The 17,393-nt window shown below is 54.8% G+C and carries 20 protein-coding genes; 11 read left to right on the top strand and 9 right to left on the bottom strand.

Translation table 11 applies throughout. The annotated features are described in order from the left end of the window. Window positions 1-487: 487 nt before the first annotated feature. Window positions 488-2,296, top strand: a complete 1,809-nt coding sequence (locus QQJ87_RS08035) for a methyl-accepting chemotaxis protein (RefSeq protein WP_284281092.1) — start codon at window positions 488-490, stop codon at window positions 2,294-2,296. 157 nt (window positions 2,297-2,453) lie between these two features. Then, entirely contained in the window at window positions 2,454-2,864 is a 411-nt protein-coding gene (locus QQJ87_RS08030; RefSeq protein WP_284281091.1) for a hypothetical protein, read from the top strand. 40 nt (window positions 2,865-2,904) lie between these two features. Here QQJ87_RS08030 and merR read toward each other — a convergent pair whose 3' ends face one another. Then, window positions 2,905-3,339, bottom strand: a complete 435-nt coding sequence (merR, locus tag QQJ87_RS08025) for a mercury resistance transcriptional regulator MerR (protein ID WP_284281090.1) — start codon at window positions 3,337-3,339, stop codon at window positions 2,905-2,907. 70 nt (window positions 3,340-3,409) lie between these two features. Between merR and merT the strand changes: the two genes are divergently transcribed. From merT to QQJ87_RS07985, 8 genes are all read left to right on the top strand, one after another. Then, a complete protein-coding gene (gene merT, locus QQJ87_RS08020) occupies window positions 3,410-3,760 on the top strand; it encodes a mercuric ion transporter MerT (RefSeq protein WP_284281088.1) in 351 nt (116 codons plus the stop codon). Window positions 3,761-3,772: 12 nt separating this feature from the next. Beyond that, on the top strand, window positions 3,773-4,048 hold the full coding sequence (merP, locus tag QQJ87_RS08015; protein ID WP_284281087.1) for a mercury resistance system periplasmic binding protein MerP: 276 nt from the start codon (window positions 3,773-3,775) through the stop codon (window positions 4,046-4,048). Window positions 4,049-4,071: 23 nt separating this feature from the next. After that, the gene (merC, locus tag QQJ87_RS08010) at window positions 4,072-4,494 is read left to right on the top strand and encodes an organomercurial transporter MerC (protein ID WP_284281086.1); all 423 of its coding nucleotides are present in this window, start codon (window positions 4,072-4,074) and stop codon (window positions 4,492-4,494) included. Window positions 4,495-4,532: 38 nt separating this feature from the next. Continuing rightward, window positions 4,533-6,218: a mercury(II) reductase gene (gene merA / locus QQJ87_RS08005; protein ID WP_284281085.1), complete on the top strand. Its 1,686-nt coding sequence runs from the start codon at window positions 4,533-4,535 to the stop codon at window positions 6,216-6,218. 299 nt (window positions 6,219-6,517) lie between these two features. Further along, window positions 6,518-6,781, top strand: a complete 264-nt coding sequence (locus QQJ87_RS08000; RefSeq protein ID WP_284281083.1) for a thioredoxin family protein — start codon at window positions 6,518-6,520, stop codon at window positions 6,779-6,781. A 373-nt stretch (window positions 6,782-7,154) separates the two neighbouring features. Continuing rightward, entirely contained in the window at window positions 7,155-7,571 is a 417-nt protein-coding gene (locus QQJ87_RS07995) for a heavy metal-responsive transcriptional regulator (RefSeq protein ID WP_284281079.1), read from the top strand. After that, window positions 7,568-7,834 (top strand): thioredoxin family protein, encoded by a 267-nt coding sequence (locus QQJ87_RS07990; RefSeq protein WP_284281077.1) that lies wholly within the window; start codon window positions 7,568-7,570, stop codon window positions 7,832-7,834. Before QQJ87_RS07995 ends, QQJ87_RS07990 begins: the two co-directional genes overlap by 4 nt. Continuing rightward, window positions 7,834-8,529, top strand: coding sequence for a cytochrome c biogenesis CcdA family protein (locus QQJ87_RS07985; protein ID WP_284281076.1), 696 nt, complete (start codon window positions 7,834-7,836; stop codon window positions 8,527-8,529). Before QQJ87_RS07990 ends, QQJ87_RS07985 begins: the two co-directional genes overlap by 1 nt. Before the next feature lie 98 nt (window positions 8,530-8,627). On the opposite strand, the gene QQJ87_RS07980 is transcribed toward QQJ87_RS07985, so the two are convergent. From QQJ87_RS07980 to QQJ87_RS07945, 8 genes are all read right to left on the bottom strand, one after another. Then, a protein-coding gene (locus QQJ87_RS07980) for an IS3 family transposase (RefSeq protein WP_284281074.1) occupies window positions 8,628-9,769 on the bottom strand; the annotation gives its coding sequence in 2 pieces (ribosomal slippage) (window positions 8,628-9,499 and window positions 9,499-9,769; 1,143 coding nt in all). A 52-nt stretch (window positions 9,770-9,821) separates the two neighbouring features. Further along, window positions 9,822-10,346 carry a DUF4405 domain-containing protein gene (locus tag QQJ87_RS07975; RefSeq protein WP_284281073.1) on the bottom strand — a complete coding sequence of 175 codons (525 nt, stop codon included), beginning with the start codon at window positions 10,344-10,346 and terminating at the stop codon, window positions 9,822-9,824. Further along, window positions 10,343-11,203, bottom strand: coding sequence for an FAD:protein FMN transferase (locus QQJ87_RS07970; protein ID WP_284281072.1), 861 nt, complete (start codon window positions 11,201-11,203; stop codon window positions 10,343-10,345). The genes QQJ87_RS07975 and QQJ87_RS07970 overlap by 4 nt, the downstream gene beginning before the upstream one ends. Next, window positions 11,137-11,670: an FMN-binding protein gene (locus QQJ87_RS07965; protein ID WP_284281071.1), complete on the bottom strand. Its 534-nt coding sequence runs from the start codon at window positions 11,668-11,670 to the stop codon at window positions 11,137-11,139. The genes QQJ87_RS07970 and QQJ87_RS07965 overlap by 67 nt, the downstream gene beginning before the upstream one ends. A 24-nt stretch (window positions 11,671-11,694) precedes the next feature. Beyond that, complete coding sequence (locus QQJ87_RS07960; protein WP_284281069.1) at window positions 11,695-13,011, bottom strand: hypothetical protein; 1,317 nt, start codon at window positions 13,009-13,011, stop codon at window positions 11,695-11,697. 48 nt (window positions 13,012-13,059) lie between these two features. Next, window positions 13,060-14,274 (bottom strand): cytochrome-c peroxidase, encoded by a 1,215-nt coding sequence (locus QQJ87_RS07955; RefSeq protein ID WP_284281067.1) that lies wholly within the window; start codon window positions 14,272-14,274, stop codon window positions 13,060-13,062. 119 nt (window positions 14,275-14,393) lie between these two features. Further along, on the bottom strand, window positions 14,394-15,395 hold the full coding sequence (locus QQJ87_RS07950) for a quinoprotein relay system zinc metallohydrolase 1 (protein WP_284281065.1): 1,002 nt from the start codon (window positions 15,393-15,395) through the stop codon (window positions 14,394-14,396). Further along, window positions 15,392-16,201 (bottom strand): quinoprotein dehydrogenase-associated SoxYZ-like carrier, encoded by an 810-nt coding sequence (locus QQJ87_RS07945; protein ID WP_284281063.1) that lies wholly within the window; start codon window positions 16,199-16,201, stop codon window positions 15,392-15,394. The genes QQJ87_RS07950 and QQJ87_RS07945 overlap by 4 nt, the downstream gene beginning before the upstream one ends. A 196-nt stretch (window positions 16,202-16,397) precedes the next feature. On the opposite strand from QQJ87_RS07945, the gene QQJ87_RS07940 reads away from it, so the two are divergent. Next, window positions 16,398-17,381: an MBL fold metallo-hydrolase gene (locus QQJ87_RS07940; protein ID WP_284281061.1), complete on the top strand. Its 984-nt coding sequence runs from the start codon at window positions 16,398-16,400 to the stop codon at window positions 17,379-17,381. Window positions 17,382-17,393: the final 12 nt, after the last annotated feature.

Genomic DNA, 17,393 nt, shown 5'->3' with positions numbered 1-17,393 from the left:
GCTCAGGTCGAGGTGTGGTAGTTACCGTTATCGAATCGTAAGGCTGAAAAAAGAGCTTGACCTGCAGTTCGATCAGGAATTTGCCGTTGGGCTTAGTGCTGCTGAGTGCTCGCGCCTTAGTGGTCTGCGGGTAAAGGTTCAACAGTTGAAATCAGGCACTACCGAACCCGCCTGGTTGCTTGTGTCCGGATCCGTCGCGTGATTGCCCAACAGTTCTGAGAACCAACGGGATTGTGAAATGCCAGAACTCGACGGACTTGACGCCACGCGGCGCATTCGACATCAGAAAGTGAATAACAATTTGCTAGGTTGGCCCATCGTCGAGCTAAAAGCACAGACCTATAGGGCTGCCTGCTCCACACTCAAATAGGGGTATACCCAAATGGGTGAATTGGGGTGTAATTACCATATTTCTTTTTCAATGCTTATTTTTGTAGCTCTTTAAACTGATTCTTGTTAATACAACAGTCACGAAAGGCGGACGACGATGAGCAACTTCAGTTTATTCGGTTCTAAAGCAACCGGTACGATGGTCAGGCAGTTGCAGCAAATGGGTAGCGATCTGTCGACGCCCAAATTGATTGGTGGAATATTCAATACCAGCGAATTAAAAGACGAGCACCTGCAACTGGCGCAGGGGTTGAACGGATTGTTAAAAAGCCTGGGTCAGCGCATTCAGGCGCTTGAGGACGACAAGCGAGACAATCAGGCTTTGCTCAGCAAATTCGTGAGCGCCCAGACTGAGATGAGCGACAAGCACAACGACCATGGTCAAATTTCCGCAATTATTGATGAAAATCAGTTCAGTGGTGATTTCAAAACCATGGCGCACAACGTCAACAGCATGGTTCAGGCACACATCGGCGTAAAAATGCGCATGGTGGACTTGATCACCAAATACTCCAAGGGTGATTTCTCGGACACCATGGAGACGTTGCCAGGCGAAAAGAAAAAGGTGTCTGATGCGGTTCAAAATGCAAAAGTCATCATGGAATCCAATGCGACCGAGTTGGCCAAGTTCATCGCCGAGCAAAGCGAGATGGCCCATCAGCACAATGACTTGGGCATTATTTCCCACAAAATTGACGAGTCCAAATTCTCGGGTCATTTCCGGGAAATGGCCAAGGGTGTCAATGACATGGTGCAGGCCCACATCTCCGTCAAAATGCGCATGGTGGAATTGATTACCGAGTACGCCAATTCTGAGTTCCGCCAAGACATGGAAACGCTGAAGGGCGAGAAACTGGTGGTTTCTGACGCTGTGCAAGCCGCCAAGCGAATCATGCAGCAGTCTCACGAAAGTCTCAAAAAAGTGGTGGTTGTTCTGGAGTGCATGGCACGTGGCGACTTCACGCGCCGTCTGGACGGTGAATACACCGGTCTGTTGGCCGAGGTTCAAAGCAATGTCAACACCACGATGGAGAAATTGTGCGAAGTGATCTCAGAGGTGCGCAGCAACGCTTACCAGCTCAGTCATGCCGTTCAGGAAATCTCGAAGACCTCCACCTCCTTGTCAGGCAGTGCCAGTGCGCAAGCTGCCAGTGTTGAAGAGGTCAGTGCTTCCATCGAAGAGATTGCGGGCTCCATTCGCCAGAACAGCGACAACAGCCGGGTAACCGATCAGATCGCCAGTAAGGCTGCTGTTGAAGCCAAGGATGGCGGACACGCTGTAATCGAAACCATGCAGGCCATGAAGGCCATTGCCAGCAAAATCAGCATTGTGGATGACATTGCGTATCAGACCAACTTGCTGGCCTTGAACGCCGCCATTGAGGCCGCCAGGGCGGGTGATCATGGCAAAGGTTTTGCGGTTGTGGCCACAGAGGTTCGCAAGCTGGCAGAGCGTTCACAAATGGCCGCCCAAGAAATTGGAGACTTGGCTGAAAGCAGTGTGAAGCTGGCTGAGAAGGCGGGTGGATTACTTGATGAAATGGTACCCGCCATCAATCGAACTTCTGACCTTGTGCAGGAAATCACGGCAGCGTCCAGCGAACAAAGCAACGGCGTCAGCCAGATCAACCAGGCCATGGGGAATTTGAACCAGCAGACTCAACACAACGCAGCTGCGTCCGAAGAACTGGCTGCAACCGCCGAAGAAATGAATGCGCAGTCTCAGAAGTTGCTTGAAATGATGGCGTTCTTTACGGTCAACGAAGGTGAACGCAAATCTGCCAACGGTTCAGCCAGACCAGCAGCCCGCACGGTGACCAACTCAGTTCAGCCACGGCCTGCTGCTCAAAAGCCAAAGTCAGCGCCCGCCATGGTCGACAAGTTCGACGAGTTTGAGGAATTCTGAATCCGCATCGAAGTCTGATTGGTAAACAGCCCCGGTCTGAATGGCCGGGGTTTTTTTTTATGGTGTCAATGGGTTAACCACTCTCTTCGGGGGGCGTCGCCGTCGTTTGTGTTCAGTAAATTGAAGACTGAATTGCCAAACACTGGAGATGGCAAACATGCACATTACTTTGCTGGACCTGTATGCCATCGCAGGGCTCGTTCTGATCATTGTGATTTTGGGTATAGGGCGATCACCCGAATTGCGGGGCTTGCTGTCAGAAATCAAGTTGAGCCTGTTGGCCCGATGCAGTTTCAGAAAGCCTGATTATCAATCCCTGCAGCGCTTAAAGTTGTTTGAACTGCTGGATCATCCTACACACCATGAAATTCTGGTCTCCCGGTTCGGCGTGTTTTGTATTGAATATGTCAGTTATTGTGGCCACATTGAGAGTCGATCGGGCGAGAACTACTGGTATTTGCATCAAGGGCGCAATTGGTACCGATTTGCCAACCCGATTGAACGCTCGCAGGGCAGGGCGCAACTTTACCTGTCCCCACTGAACCTGCTCAATGAGGGTTCGTCTTAGAAAACGGAAAATAAAGCACGTCACGATCGCGTGCTCTCAACTACTCAGCCCCGGAGTTGGAAATTTCTTTTTCCCCTTGGAGCGATGCAATCAGCGGGCAGGAAACGTTCCCCTTCCGTGCATGGCAGGCGCGCACAAGCTCGGACAGCACGGTTTCCATACGCGCCAGGTCGGCAATCTTTTCGCGCACGTCCTGGAGCTTGTGCTCGGCCAGATGACTGGCTTCATCACAGTGGGTTCCATCGTCCAATCTGAGTAGTTCAGCGATTTCATCCAGGCTAAAGCCAAGCCGCTGGGCTGATTTCACAAACCGGACCCGCGTCACATCTGCCTCGCCATACCGGCGAATGCTGCCATAGGGCTTGTCCGGCTCAGGCAACAAGCCCTTGCGCTGATAGAACCGGATGGTCTCTACATTGACCCCGGCCGCCTTGGCGAAGACGCCAATGGTCAGATTCTCAAAAATAGTTTGCATACGCTTGACTCCGTACATGACTACGGAAGTAATCTTAAGCTATCCACTCAATATTCGAAAGGAAAAACATATGGCTGAACCACAAAATGGGCGCGGCGCGCTCTTCGCCGGCGGGCTGGCCGCCATCCTCGCCTCTACCTGTTGCCTTGGGCCGCTGGTTCTGATTGCCCTGGGGTTCAGCGGCGCGTGGATCGGCAATCTGACAGTGCTGGAACCGTATCGACCGCTCTTCATCGGTGCGGCGCTGGTCGCGATGTTCTTCGCCTGGCGGCGCATTTTCCGGCCAGTACAGGCATGCAAACCGGGCGAGGTGTGCGCAATTCCGCAGGTTCAGACCACCTACAAGCTCATTTTCTGGATCGTAGCCGCGCTGGTACTGGTTGCGCTCGGATTCCCTTATGTCCTTCCTTTGTTTTACTAACCGGAGATCACCATGAAAAAACTGTTTGCTTCCCTCGCTCTCGTCGCTGTCGTTACCCCCGTATGGGCCGCCACCCAAACCGTCAAGCTGGCGGTGCCGGGCATGACTTGCGCCGCCTGTCCGATCACGGTGAAGAAAGCGCTCTCCAAAGTCGAGGGCGTGAGCAAGACCGACGTGAACTTCGACAAGCGTGAGGCCGTCGTCACCTTCGACGATGCCAAGACCAGCGTGCAAAAACTGACCCAGGCGACCGAGGACGCGGGCTATCCGTCCAGCGTCAAGCAATGAGCCACTGAACAGGGAGCGGCATCATGGGCTTGATTACACGCATCGTCGATAAAACCGGGGCGCTTGGCAGCGTCGTGTCCGCAATGGGCTGTGCGGCCTGCTTTCCAGCTATCGCCAGTTTCGGCGCGGCCATCGGGCTGGGCTTTCTGAGCCAGTATGAGGGCCTGTTTATTAGCCGGCTGCTGCCGCTGTTTGCCGTTCTTGCCTTCGTGGCGAACGCGCTGGGGTGGCTGAGCCACCGGCAATGGCATCGCAGCCTGCTCGGCATGATCGGGCCGACCATCGTGTTCGCGGCCACGGTTTGGTTCCTGGGCAACTGGTGGACGGCGAACCTGATGTACGGCGGCCTGGCCTTGATGGTCGGGGTGTCGATCTGGGATTTCGTCTCGCCAGCTAACCGCCGTTGCGGGCCGGACGGTTGCGAACTGCCACCACAACATGGCTGACGGAAACGACCGTCGCCTACAACATAAAAGGAATAAACATGACCACCCTGAAAATCACCGGCATGACCTGCGATTCGTGCGCTACGCACGTCAAGGAAGCCTTGGAAAAAGTGCCCGGTGTACAGTCGGCCGTCGTGTCCTACGCCAAGGGCACGGCCCAGCTCGACCTTGACCCTGGCACCGCATCGGACGCACTGACTGCCGCCGTGGCCGGACTCGGCTACAAGGCGACGTTCGCTGATACCTTATCGACGGACAACCGCACCGGGCTGCTCGACAAGGTGCGCGGCTGGATGGGGACCGCCGACAAGGACAGCGACGGTGAACGCCAGTTGCAGGTCGCCGTGATCGGTAGCGGCGGCGCTGCAATGGCGGCGGCGCTGAAGGCCGTCGAGCAAGGCGCGAAAGTCACGCTGATCGAGCGCGGCACTATCGGCGGCACTTGCGTCAATGTCGGCTGCGTGCCGTCCAAGATCATGATCCGCGCTGCCCATATCGCCCATCTGCGCCGTGAAAGCCCATTCGACGCAGGTATCGCGGCAACCGCGCCTGCGATTGACCGCAGCAAACTACTGGCCCAGCAGCAGGCCCGCGTCGATGAGCTGCGTCACGCCAAGTACGAAGGCATCCTGGAAGGCAATCCGGCCATTAACGTGCTGCATGGCGAAGCGCGTTTCAAGGACGCCCAAAGCCTTGCCGTCCGTTTGAACGATGGCGGCGAGCGCGTGGTGGCGTTCGACCGCTGCCTGGTCGCCACGGGTGCCAGTCCGGCTGTGCCGCCGATTCCGGGCTTGAAAGAGTCACCCTACTGGACTTCGACCGAGGCCCTGGTCAGCGATACCATTCCCGAACGCCTGGCCGTGATCGGATCGTCGGTGGTGGCGCTGGAACTGGCGCAAGCCTTTGCCCGGCTGGGCAGCCAGGTCACGATCCTGGCGCGTAGCACTCTGTTCTTCCGCGAAGACCCGGCCATCGGTGAGGCCGTCACAGCCGCCTTTCGTGCCGAAGGAATCAAGGTTCTGGAACACACGCAAGCCAGCCAGGTCGCCTATGCGGACGGCGAATTCGTGCTGACCACGGGGCACGGCGAAGTGCGCGCCGACAAGCTGCTGATTGCTACCGGCCGCACGCCGAACACGCGCAGCTTGGCGCTGGAAGCGGCGGGTGTCGCCGTCAATGCGCAGGGGGCCATCGTCATTGACAAGGGCATGCGCACCAGTACGCCGCACATTTATGCCGCAGGAGACTGCACTGACCAGCCGCAATTCGTCTATGTGGCAGCGGCCGCCGGCACCCGTGCGGCCATCAACATGACAGGCGGAGACGCTGCCATCAATCTGACCGCGATGCCGGCGGTCGTGTTCACCGACCCGCAGGTCGCCACCGTGGGCTACAGCGAGGCAGAAGCGCATCACGACGGGATCGAGACCGACAGTCGCACCTTGACCTTGGACAACGTGCCGCGTGCGCTTGCCAACTTCGATACACGCGGCTTTATCAAGCTGGTCATCGAGGAAGGTAGCGGACGGCTCATCGGCGTGCAGGCGGTGGCACCGGAAGCGGGCGAGCTGATCCAGACGGCGGTGCTCGCCATACGTAATCGCATGACGGTGCAGGAATTGGCTGACCAATTGTTCCCCTACCTGACGATGGTCGAAGGACTGAAGCTCGCAGCGCAAACTTTCAGCAAGGACGTGAAGCAGCTTTCGTGCTGCGCCGGATGAGGAAAAGGAGGTGTTCGATGAACGCCTACACTGCGTACCGACTGGCTGACGATGCCGGAGTGAGTGTGCATGTCTTGCGCGACTATAAATTGGGGTGTTGCAGTCCTCGCCCTGACCGGCTTATTCAGTCTTTCCGTGATATGACTGCTATGTGCGTTCAATTTAAGACCGTGACCGCTCAAACAATGCTTGACTTTGGAGTCGTGACCAAGGTTTATGGTAATAACACGCGGGATAGATAAGCATTTTATGGTTGTTCGTTCTCGCGCACCCTCACCTCATTAACTTGGAGAAATATCATGACTATCAAACGAAAAGTCGAAGTTTTTAGTGCGGGCTGTCCCGCATGCCAAACGGCCATCGAACTCGTCAATCGCCTCGCATGCAGTTCGTGTGATGTCTCAATCCTCGATATGAACGACATCAATGTGGCGAAACGTGCCCATGATCTGGGCGTCCGCTCGGTGCCAGCAGTCGTCATCAACGGCCAGTTGGCTTCGTGCTGCTCAGGTGCAGGCGTCGAAGAGCAGGCGCTTCGCGCCGCCGGTCTCGGTCGTGCCTAGACCACATCCACGGGGGGGGGGCGGCGGCCTCTCCTGCCCGTTTTGTGCCAATGGCCTGGAAAAGAAACTCGGCGAGGTGGATTGTGTCCAGAGCCTTGACACCTCACTCCAGTACCGGCTGTGGCAAAGTAGCTTGGCAACGGGAGTCCCCGCTTTTCCCTATGGCGTGCTCAAAGCTAATCTCGTGCATTCCGCCAGGGATCGTCGAGGCAGGTATTCAGATTTCCGTCAGCCAGCATCGCCGTATCGGACGAGGGAACCATAGGCGTGGTTGATTTCGCCAATAACCGAATCGAGAAGTGGACTTCGAGAAACTCTTGACCATGGTGCCTGCTCTAAGGTTTATTCTGATGCTTATGACTTGGAGGACACCATGTACACTATCGGAAAAGTAGCTACGCTGGCGGGAGTTAGTCCCGATACGCTGCGCTACTACGAAAAAGAACATTTGATTCAGCCTGCTTCGAAAACCGAAGCGGGCTACCGCCTATACGACGATGAGGCCGTGCACCGCATCCGTTTTATCAAAACCGCGCAGCACTGCGGGTTCACGCTATCAGACATTCACGAGCTTCTAACGTTGAAGCAGGCGAATAGTGCTTGTTGCGAAGACGTGCGTAGTATGGCCATCGAAAAGAAGCTGCATATTGCACACAAGCTCCAAGCCCTGAAAGCGATGTCGTGCGCACTGGATGAACTGATCCAACGCTGCGCTGGCGGCGAGGCAGCGACCGACGAATGCCCCATCCTGGAGGCACTTGAAAACAGTCTCTCCGAGGTAGCCCGATGAGCGTCAAGATCGAACTTATTGCCGCGCCGGGGTGCAGCAAATGTGTAGCTGCTCAAAAGCAGCTCCGAGCCATCGCAACCGCCGTGCTCGGCGAGAACGAGGTCGTCTGGCGCGAGGTTAACGTGCTTAAAGAACTGGATTACGCGGTCTCGCTCGGAGTACTCTCCATGCCAGCCATCGCCGTGAATGGCCAATTGAAGTTCTCATCGTTGCCTACCCCTGAGCAGTTCCGTGCCATGGTGATCACCTTGGAGTCTTGCTGATGGATGCCGAAGCACTGCGCCAAGCTGTGGCTCAAGCCAGCTTTGGGGCGCTGTGGGTCGGATTCGTGACGGGCTTTGTATTCAGCTTCAATCCGGTCGCGCTCGCGGCGATCCCAGTTTCACTGGCTTACGTAACGACATCACGCACTCCGCGCCAAGCGACTCTCTACGGAAGTCTCTTTGTCTTGAGCATTCTCCTGACGCATGTGGTTCTGGGCCTTGCAGCTAGTCTGGGTGGCGGTTGGGCGCAACAATTGTTGGGTCGCGCATGGGGAGTAGTGCTTGGCCCGCTCCTGATTATTCTTGGCCTGATCTGGCCGGGATGGCTACGTCTTCCACTACCTGCATTGAAATTACGAGCCAAACCCGTAACCGGAGCGTGGGGGGCCTTTGCGCTGGGCGTACCTTTTTCTGTGGCGATTTGCCCGTTTTGTACACCAGCCCTAATTGTCCTACTCGGCGTTGCCGCCAGCATTGGCTCATCCGTTTTCGGAGCAGCACTGCTGCTGGCTTTCGCCTTGGGACGTGCAATTCCGATCTTGCTTGGTGCAATTGCCGTTGGTTGGCTGGAAAACTTGTCCGGGCTGAGAAGGTTCTACAATGTTTTTGAAGTTATTGGCGGGATTCTGCTAATACTCTCTGGCCTGTATATGCTTAACGCCTATTTTGTCGTCGTGTCCAGTTTGGCCGTCTGAATGAGAAGTGGCCTGGTTCATCTGAACAACTTTTCCCCATTCTATAAGTGATGATAGGGCGGTTGTGTTTGATGCCGGGGCGCATCGGTAAAATCATTTTATGCCGCCAGTCTAAATGTCGGCGTACCCTCCTGCCAAACTTGCTCGGGTGTCTTGTTCCCGAGGCTTGAAGGGTCCCGATCCTGGTTGTACCAGTCGATGTACTGGGCGATGTCTTGCCTGGCTTGTTTGACTGTTTCATACGCCCGCAGATAAACGCGTTCGTACTTGAGGGTTCTCCAGACCCGTTCAACAAAGACGTTGTCTCGCCAGGCACCTCGACCATCCATGGACAGTTTGGCGCCGTTGTTGAGCACGCAGTCCACAAAGTCTTGCGCTGTGAACTGGCTGCCCTGATCCGTGTTGACGATCTCCGGTTTGCCAAACCGGGCAAAGGCTTCCTGCAAAGCCTCTACCGCGTGGCAGGCCTCCAGTGTGATGGCTGTTCTGTGGGCCAGTATGCGCCTGCTGAAGACGTCCGCCACGGCGGTCAGATAGACAAAGCCACGGGCCATTCGAATGTAGGTCGTATCCAGTGCCCAGGTCTGATTGCTTCGAACAATGCGCAACTTTCGCAAGCGATATGGAAACACCTTGTGCTTTGGATTTCGTTGGCTTGTGCCGGGTTGCGGCGCAATTGTACGCACGTTCATCTTTTGCATCAAGGTGCGCACATGCTGTCTGCCCACCTCAAAGCCTTGTTTGACCAATTGATTTCGCAATTGCCGAGAGCCCATGAACGGATGGTCCAGATGCAGGCGATCAATCGCATTCATGATCACCAGATTCTCTGGGCTTTCAGGCTTTGGCAGGTAATACACCGTGCCACGACTAATCTTCAAAAGCTTTGCCTGACGAACAATGCTCAGCTTGTGGGTTCGGTCTATCATTTGTCTGCGCTCAGCAATCCCGCTTTGGTGAGCGCACCTGATAAAAAATCAATCTCAAGCGCCTGTTGGCCAATTTTTGCGTGAAGCGGCTTCAGATCCACCGACTCTGCCGGTTTACTGCTTGAACCAAATACCCCTGAGGCATTCTGAAGCAGTTGCTTTTTCCACTCGATGATCTGGTTGGGGTGAAGCTCGAACTGGTTGGCCAATTCGGCCAAGGTCTTGTCTTCCCGCAAAGCGGCAAGTGCTACCTTGGCTTTGAATTCGGCGTTAAATACCCGACGAGTGCGTCGTCCTGATGACTTGCTCATGATGAAGATCTCCTGCTCGACCATTATCGGTCAAGGCGTTTAACCCAACCATTCACTTATACAAACTGTTCAATTTTCCTGAGCCATTTCTGCTTTTTCGTCCAATCACCGGGTGGAGTACAAAGGTCAGTGTGAACAGCAACCCGGTGATCCAGTGTACTTCAGACCAAATGGGGCGAGCTTGTTCAGAGGCAAAGTAATACAGCACCTCTCCGGAGCCAGACAATGCGACCAGCATGGCAATGACCAGCCAGCCACTGACCCGGTTTCGATGACTGCGGATTGCCCTTCGAATGTGACTGTGCAATACACTTCCCGTGAAAAACAGCATGAACAGCAGAGAAACGCCATGCAGCTTCATGGACAAGGGTTCGAGTGGGCTGGGAAGCTCGCCGAATTGGCCTTGGGTACGCAAGGCATATCTTGCGATTAACCACAAACATCCACTCGCTGCCAGCAAACCAAACGAGGCCCAAATTGCCCATTTGCTGCTTAAGGTCATTCTCAAGGGTGTTGCGTGAGTGGCCATGTGAATGGCGTGGCCAGCCCGGCTGGGTTGGGGGCGTGGGTTTTTCATACGATCAGCGCTTTTGCCATGTATTGGTTCAGAATGGGATGATCAATTTGACCGGTGCACGCAACGATCTTGGTCAGGGCATCGGCGATCATGCACGTCGGGGCAGACACCGATACGCTGTATCGGGATGATAACGATTTTCCGCTGTGCGGATCGATCAGCGCGTCGGAAAAATAACAGGCCGAGGTTGCCAGCGCTTCCTCATTCAGACTGACGCGCAACACACCTCTGCCCGGATTGTCGGGATCGCGAATGGTCGCCTCAAAATCAGCAATTCCATTCACCCGCAGGTCGCCACCTGCATTGACGACAAACCGACGGGCGCCATTGTCCAGCAGGCGTGCGCAGGCCATATCCACGGCATAGCCTTTCGCAATGCCGCCCAGATCAATCCAGCCTTCGGCCATTTTGCGCACGGTCTTGCCATTCAATTCAATCATGTCCGCCAGACCCGTTGCGCCCGGAACCGTCTCGCAAGGCGCGGGCAACAATCCCGATTTCACCAACAGCGGTGCTACACCAGCATTGAACAGACCCTGCGAGTCTCTTTCAATCTGTAGTGCGCAGGACAACACCTTGAGCGTGTGAATATCCACGGACACCCACTGGCCCGGTTTGGCGAGATTGAGTCGGGTAAGGTCGCTTTCTGGTTCATGAAAACTCATCAGTTGATGAATGTCGTGAATGGATTGAAATGCCAACGCTGAAAGTCGGTTCACTTCCTCATCCGGCAATTCTGCGTCAAATGCAATTTCCACCAGGGTGCCCAGCAGTGGCTTGGCTCGGCGCTTCATGGGCGCAGCATGACCTGCGCAACGGCCGCGATGCGACGCACGCCATCGGTCACGTGTGTGCATGACAACGTCGCCCCACTGATGTTGGCAATGCCGTCGCCCACCCGTAGCCCGTGACTGGCTGATTTGCCAGCAAATTGGGCGCGCCAGGCTGGGCTTCGTATCTCGAAACCATGACTTTCCCGATAGGCCATGATTTCGATTTGTTTCACTGTGGCGTCCGCATTCAGACCCACCGCGTAATCAATCAGGTCATATTTTCCGATCACTGAATCGAGCACCACATAGCCCAGCACCGCTTGGCCTTGCTGGGCCTTGAGAACCCGCACATGCGGGTTGTTGGGCCTCTGCCCCGCCAGTTGTTCCACTGCGGCCAACTGGCTGGGCGTCAGCAGCCAGTCTTGCTCGGTAAAGCCGGTGGCCTGCGGAAACAAGGCCTTTTGAGCCTGTTCGGTGTTCAGGTACTGCACGGCATGGGCCTGCTGGCTGAGCGTGGTGAGAAGGACAGCACTGGTCCAAGCGTGTTTCATGATGTTCTGCCTGCTTTTCGCTGCTTAAAAGGAATAACCAAGGCCCAGGTTGATCCGGTCCAGATCCCGATTTTGTGTAAACCGCTGGAAGTCAGCCTTCAGCACCACACCCTCACCAATCCGGAAATTGGCACCCACTGTCGTTACCTTCTGCTCTGGGCCTGCGGAAATTCCCAATCCGGCGGGCATCGGTTCATAGGTTTTGGCAGTGTTGAATTGTTCATAACGGGCAAAAGGGCTGAGTGTGTAATCGCCAGATTGCCACAATTGATAGGCCGCCTGAACATATCCGCCCTGGAAAGAAGAGGGCACAGGGGTCGCGCTGCCCGCATTGGCCAGGTTCAGGCCAGCGGTGTCGGTGATGGTGCCACGGGCAAACAGGGCAGTAAGATCAAGCTTGCCGGGGTTATAGCGCCCATGCACCTCGTACAGCGAAACTTTGGCGTTGCTGGCTGCAAACCCCGGCTGTGAATGCGCTGCGCCACCAGTAAACAGGGAACCCCCGAGCAAAGTGCCGGGAATGCCGCGCCAGTTCAGTGCCCCGTACACGGCCAAATCTTTGGCCATGGCCAGTTGACCCTCCTGGTGAATGCTGCCCAGTGGTGAATTCTTGCCGTCTGAATCCACTGTGAAGTCCCAGTTGTTCAGGTTGAAGCCCGTTGTCACGCCATATTCAGCCGTTAGGCCGTTCTCAAAGTTGTTGCTAAGGCCAAGCCCTACCTCGCGCCAAGTGGTCGGAATGATGGCCGTTTCAACAAAATTTCGCTGCACACCGTAATACGCGGTCGGTTCATGATTGGTATTCAAAAGACCCGATGGAATCAGGAACAAGCCTGCCTTGCCTTTCATGGATGGTGTCAAGTCGCGTTCGATGTACAGTTGCTCGACGGCGGTTTCACCTTGATCGCCTGCAGACACGACCGCATGCTCCCATTCCAATTCGCTGACCAGTTTTGTTCTGTCGTCGAATCGGTGTTCAAAGCCCAACACGGCACGGGCCACATCCGCCTGGGTTTTGCCTGAATCGTGAATAGGGCGCGAGTAATTGATCTCGCCATAACCTGTAAACACGGTTTGTGCGCTGCGCTGTTGCTCGGCTTGCAAGACAGCCTGGGTACGGGCCTGGCTTTCTGCCACCTCGGTCTGACTTTTCTCGACGGCTTCCGCCTTCTTTTTGGTGGCGGCCAGTTCGGCCTTCAGGGCTTCAACCTGTGCAGCGAGATCATTCAGTCTCTGTTCAAGGGCTGCCTCATCGGCATGGGCTGCCATGGGTGCAAGGGGCAGTGCAGTGGCCAGTGCCAGTGCGATCAGGGTCTTTTTGCGTGCAAATCTTGGGTTCATTTTCATCGTCTCGTCTTAAAAAGGATTGGGTAAAGGTTCACTGTTGCGCTATTGCGGCGTGTAGCCATCGGTCAGCGTGTTCAGAAAGGCAATGACGTCGTCTATCTCTGCTTCGGACAGCGCAGGCGCCATTCCCACGGCTCGGTTGTACGGGCCCTCGGTGGTGTTCACATTCTTTTGATATTGATCAGGCAAGTCATTGAACTTTTGTACTTTTCCGTCAGCGCCAATCGGATAGAACTCCTCTGGGTTGGTGTCGCGCCGAACATAAAACCGAAGTGCATCTTTCAAGGTCTTGAATTGACCGTTGTGAAAGAACACTTTTCGTGTTGCGACATTTCGCAGCGTCGGCACCTTGAATGCACCACACAGTTCGGGGCGGTCGGCCAAATCGGTTCTAACCGGGCCGCACAGTCCGAGATCAAAATAGGTGCTGTCCGCATTGGCCGGAATATCCGGGTTGCGGGGTACGCCAATGTTGTCGTAGGTGAAGTCGGTAAACAGCGGGGGAGAACCATCGCTGCCTTTTCCACTGATGTGGCAAGCTGCGCAATTGCCTTTGTCGGCGCGATTAAACAACGCAAGTCCGCGCAGTTCTGCATCGGTCAACGTGGCTGTGCCTGCCAGAAAAGCATCGTATTTGGAATCAAACGGATGGAAGGAGGGGTCTTCAACCTGATATTGCTGAATCGCAAACAGGGCCCTTGCAAATGCGTCATCGGGCGTGTCGAAAATACCAGCACCAAACACTTGCCGGAACTGTTCGGCATAGCCCGTCTGTTTTAAACGGTTCACAAAATCGGACTTGGAAGCGTTGGCCATTTCATTGGGTGAAAGCAAGGGGCGTTCTGCCTGTTCCGCCAGGGTTTGAGCGCGTCCATCGCGGTTGAATCCTCCCACCGGTGTGCCGTCACTTTCGAAGTGAAACGGTGGTGTTTCGGTGGTGAGGTATTTGAGCGACGGTACAGCACGCGTGCCAGCCGTGCTCAGCGTTGGCCCGCCCAGTTGAACAGCCAGCGTGTTGCTTTGTGCATAGGCGTTGTTGGGGTTGTGGCAGCTTGCGCAAGACATTTGGCCGGAAGCGGACAGGCTTGGATCGCTGAAGATCTGTTCACCCAATGCGCCTGCGGCGCTGAGTTCTTCGACTTTGACAGAAGAACCGCCGGAAGCGGATTCTCCGCCACCACCACCGCAGGCTGCAAGCAGGCATGCAGTCAACAGCAATAGAGCATAGGAGGGGGTGTGTACCTTGGAAATTCTCATGAAGTTAAGAGTAAAAATAACGCGAATGAGAATTATTCTAATTTAAAAATAAAAAAGTGACCGAAGCCACTTTCAATTTGCGTATTTTTTTTCAGAAAATTTTAATAAATCACAGAAATTCAGCGAAATCCACCCAATGCCGCCTGCTCGTATTGCGGGTAGAACTTGGTGACGTTTCGGTAGAATTCGGCAGGGTAGGCTGCAAAATGCTTGAATCGGTCAGGCACCCCGGCGTCCATCACTTCATTGATGTCCAGGCCAGCGTCCGCACTTTGTTTCAGGTGTTGGTCTAACCAGGTGATGTAATCCAGTGTTTGGTCAATTGCGCCCGTTCCGAAGGCCACGGGACCATGGCTTGGGATGATGATTTTCGGATTCAGCTTTTTAAGGGTCTTTAGGCTTTCCATCCAGGCTTTCAGATGGGCATGTGGCACGGTGATGATGCGGTCATGAAAAACCAGTCCACCCGACCACAACACGCCATGTTCACGGTCAAAAATCACGAGGTCTGAATCGGTGTGACCACTCAGTTCCATGGTTTCGAATTGGCGGCCACTCCAGTCTAACGGGCCTGGGGCTTTTACTGTTTGGTCGGGGAACCGTGATTCTGTGCCTTTCATCCAATCGCCGCAGAGCTTGTAAAGATTGGTCTCGTAGGCAGAGGCCTCACGGTGCATGCCTTGTTGGGTCACTGCGGTGGCTGCGATGGGGGTGTCCGCGTAGGCCTGGTTGCCCAAAAAATAATCGGGGTGCAGGTTGAGGTTGATCACTTCCTGTATTTTGGCCTGGTGGGTCGTCTTCTCAATCAATGCCCGTTGTTGCTCGCCATACAGCCGTGAGGTGCCTGTGTTGATCACCCAGACTTTGTTGTCTTTGACAAAAAAGCCGGTGTTGATGATGTTGCAGCCATTGTCAACGCTGAAGTCGGCGTTTTGACCTTCGATGACGTACCAGCCGTCTCCAAGGGGTGATGCATTCAGACCGTAGTTGAGGGTCTTGGCGTTCGGTGTTGGGGGAGTAATCGTTGGATTGGCCGCAATCGCGCCTGTTGCCGTGGTCAGCAATGCCGCCAGCATGGCAACTGCCAATCGTTGGTGCGGTGTGCGTGAGTGTTTCATCATTGAACCTGTGCGTTGATTTCGTTTCCGTTGTTGTCATGGCCGACCAGTTTCATCTCGCCTTTGGGCGGGGTATAGAAGTCGAACGAAAACAAGGGGTTTTCAGAAATCGGCTCAAAAGGATAGATTTTCGCCAGGGGTTGGCCAGCGCTGTCTTGCAGCACCAGTTCCTGAATGTAAAACGCCGGTATGCCCTCTACCAGCCCGGTGTCCATCGGGTGCGAGACCTGCAAGCGCAAGCGTGTGTCATTGCGCAAGTGGTTTGGGTCAAACAATCGGCTGGCCACGCGCCCAAGTGTTTTGGGCCAGCTGCCATCTGCCCGGGTTGCACCGGGCACCGTGCATCCGCCGCCCGCAGCCTCGATGAAGGTTGAACCCACGTGCCAGACGTTGTCTGCCCCCAGGGCAGCCACGCGAATGGGGCTGGCCTGTTGCAATTTAAACCGGAAGTTCAGGGTAGGGCGCACGGCGATGGGGATGTATTCAAGCACCTTGCGAATTGGGTTTCGATCCACCAAGACCACGACCTTTTTGACGCCCTCGATCGCACTGGCGTCTAATGTGACAGGTACGTTCATCGCGTCTTCGGCGTAGGGTGGCACATCAATTTTAACTCGCTCGTCAAACTCAACTTTGTCGCTGGGCTTAAAGAACTCGGCGCGAAGACTGGGCCATTGCATGGACTGTTGAGGGTCGCCACCGAACTGATCGGAGGGTGAATTGGCGGCCTGAACATTTGCAGACAGGGCAGTGCCAAGCACAATCACGGCCACTGTCCAATTTTTGAATTGGTACATCTTGTTACACATCCTGCGTACTCCTGCGGTCAACCCCGGTAATCGAGCAAGACTTGTGCCGATCCGACTGTTTCAATTTGCAACAATCGACAAAAGTTTCTCAGGGTTTTCCATGACTTGTATGCATCCAGCGGACCTGTTGCTAATACTGGCAGGCCTTGCTGGGTTATTCTTGAGCAATTATTTATAACCTGAATGTTCACCTGCCATGAAGCGAATTCTTAGTGCCCTGTTTGCACTGTTTTTGGTGCAGACCACCGCCAGCGCCTCTGAGGAGTGCTGGCAAACGGTGACCACCAATGTTTTTCTGTGGCATTGTGCGGCTGAGCATCTTCCGGCCAAAGGCGCTGAAGACTTTGCTTTGCAATTGATGGTGGTCAAAGGCAAAAAATCGCTACTGGTATTCGACTCAGGTTCAACGGCCAAGGTGGGCGAGGCTGCAGCCAAAGCCATTCGCGACAAGTTTGGTACCACACCCGTCTGGATTGTGGATGGTCAACCCCGGCCTGAACATGTGATGGGCAACATCGGTTTTGCGCGTGTGTACACGGCAAACCAGGCCGATCAAAAAGACTTTGCCAACCGGATTCTGGCGGGCAAGCAAACCGCTGATTTAATGGGCGACCGCTGTACGCGCTGTGTAGAAATTGTGGGTGAGCAAATCGGCAAAGAGGCCGTTGCTGGCACAGAGCCTTTGAAACCTCTTGGTGTGTTAACCGGCAAATCGGGGCATTTTGGCTATTACGACTCGGATTGGGTGCGCTGGAAATATCAGCTGTTGCCTCAGTTGCAGTCTGAACAGGCCCTGGTCGCTCGCAATGCAGATCTGGGGGTGTTTTGGGTTAACAGCCTGGTACAGCCGCGGCGTGTGCCTAACCTGCTGGACGGTGACTTTCTCAAGCAAATCGCCTTTCTCGGCAAACAGGTTTACGACAAAACGCCACCGGTGTATTACGTGTCCTCGTATGGGGTCTTGAATCCGGATTGGATCAAACGCAATTTCGACTACTTCAGCGGTTTGCAAGAGCAGATTTACATTGCCATGGAACGTGGCGACAACGAGGTTGAAATTATTGATGAATTGACCAAAAGCCTGAAGGAGAAGCACCCTGATTTGACCGACAAAGAGGTTGAGGTGCATCAATTGAATGTGCAGCGGATATTTCATCAAATGGAAGACAGCAATTTTTAAGAGGTTGATTGG

This window comes from Limnobacter litoralis (assembly GCF_030160455.1).
Lineage (GTDB): Bacteria > Pseudomonadota > Gammaproteobacteria > Burkholderiales > Burkholderiaceae_B > Limnobacter > Limnobacter litoralis.
This window is presented reverse-complemented; position numbering and strand designations above follow the sequence as displayed.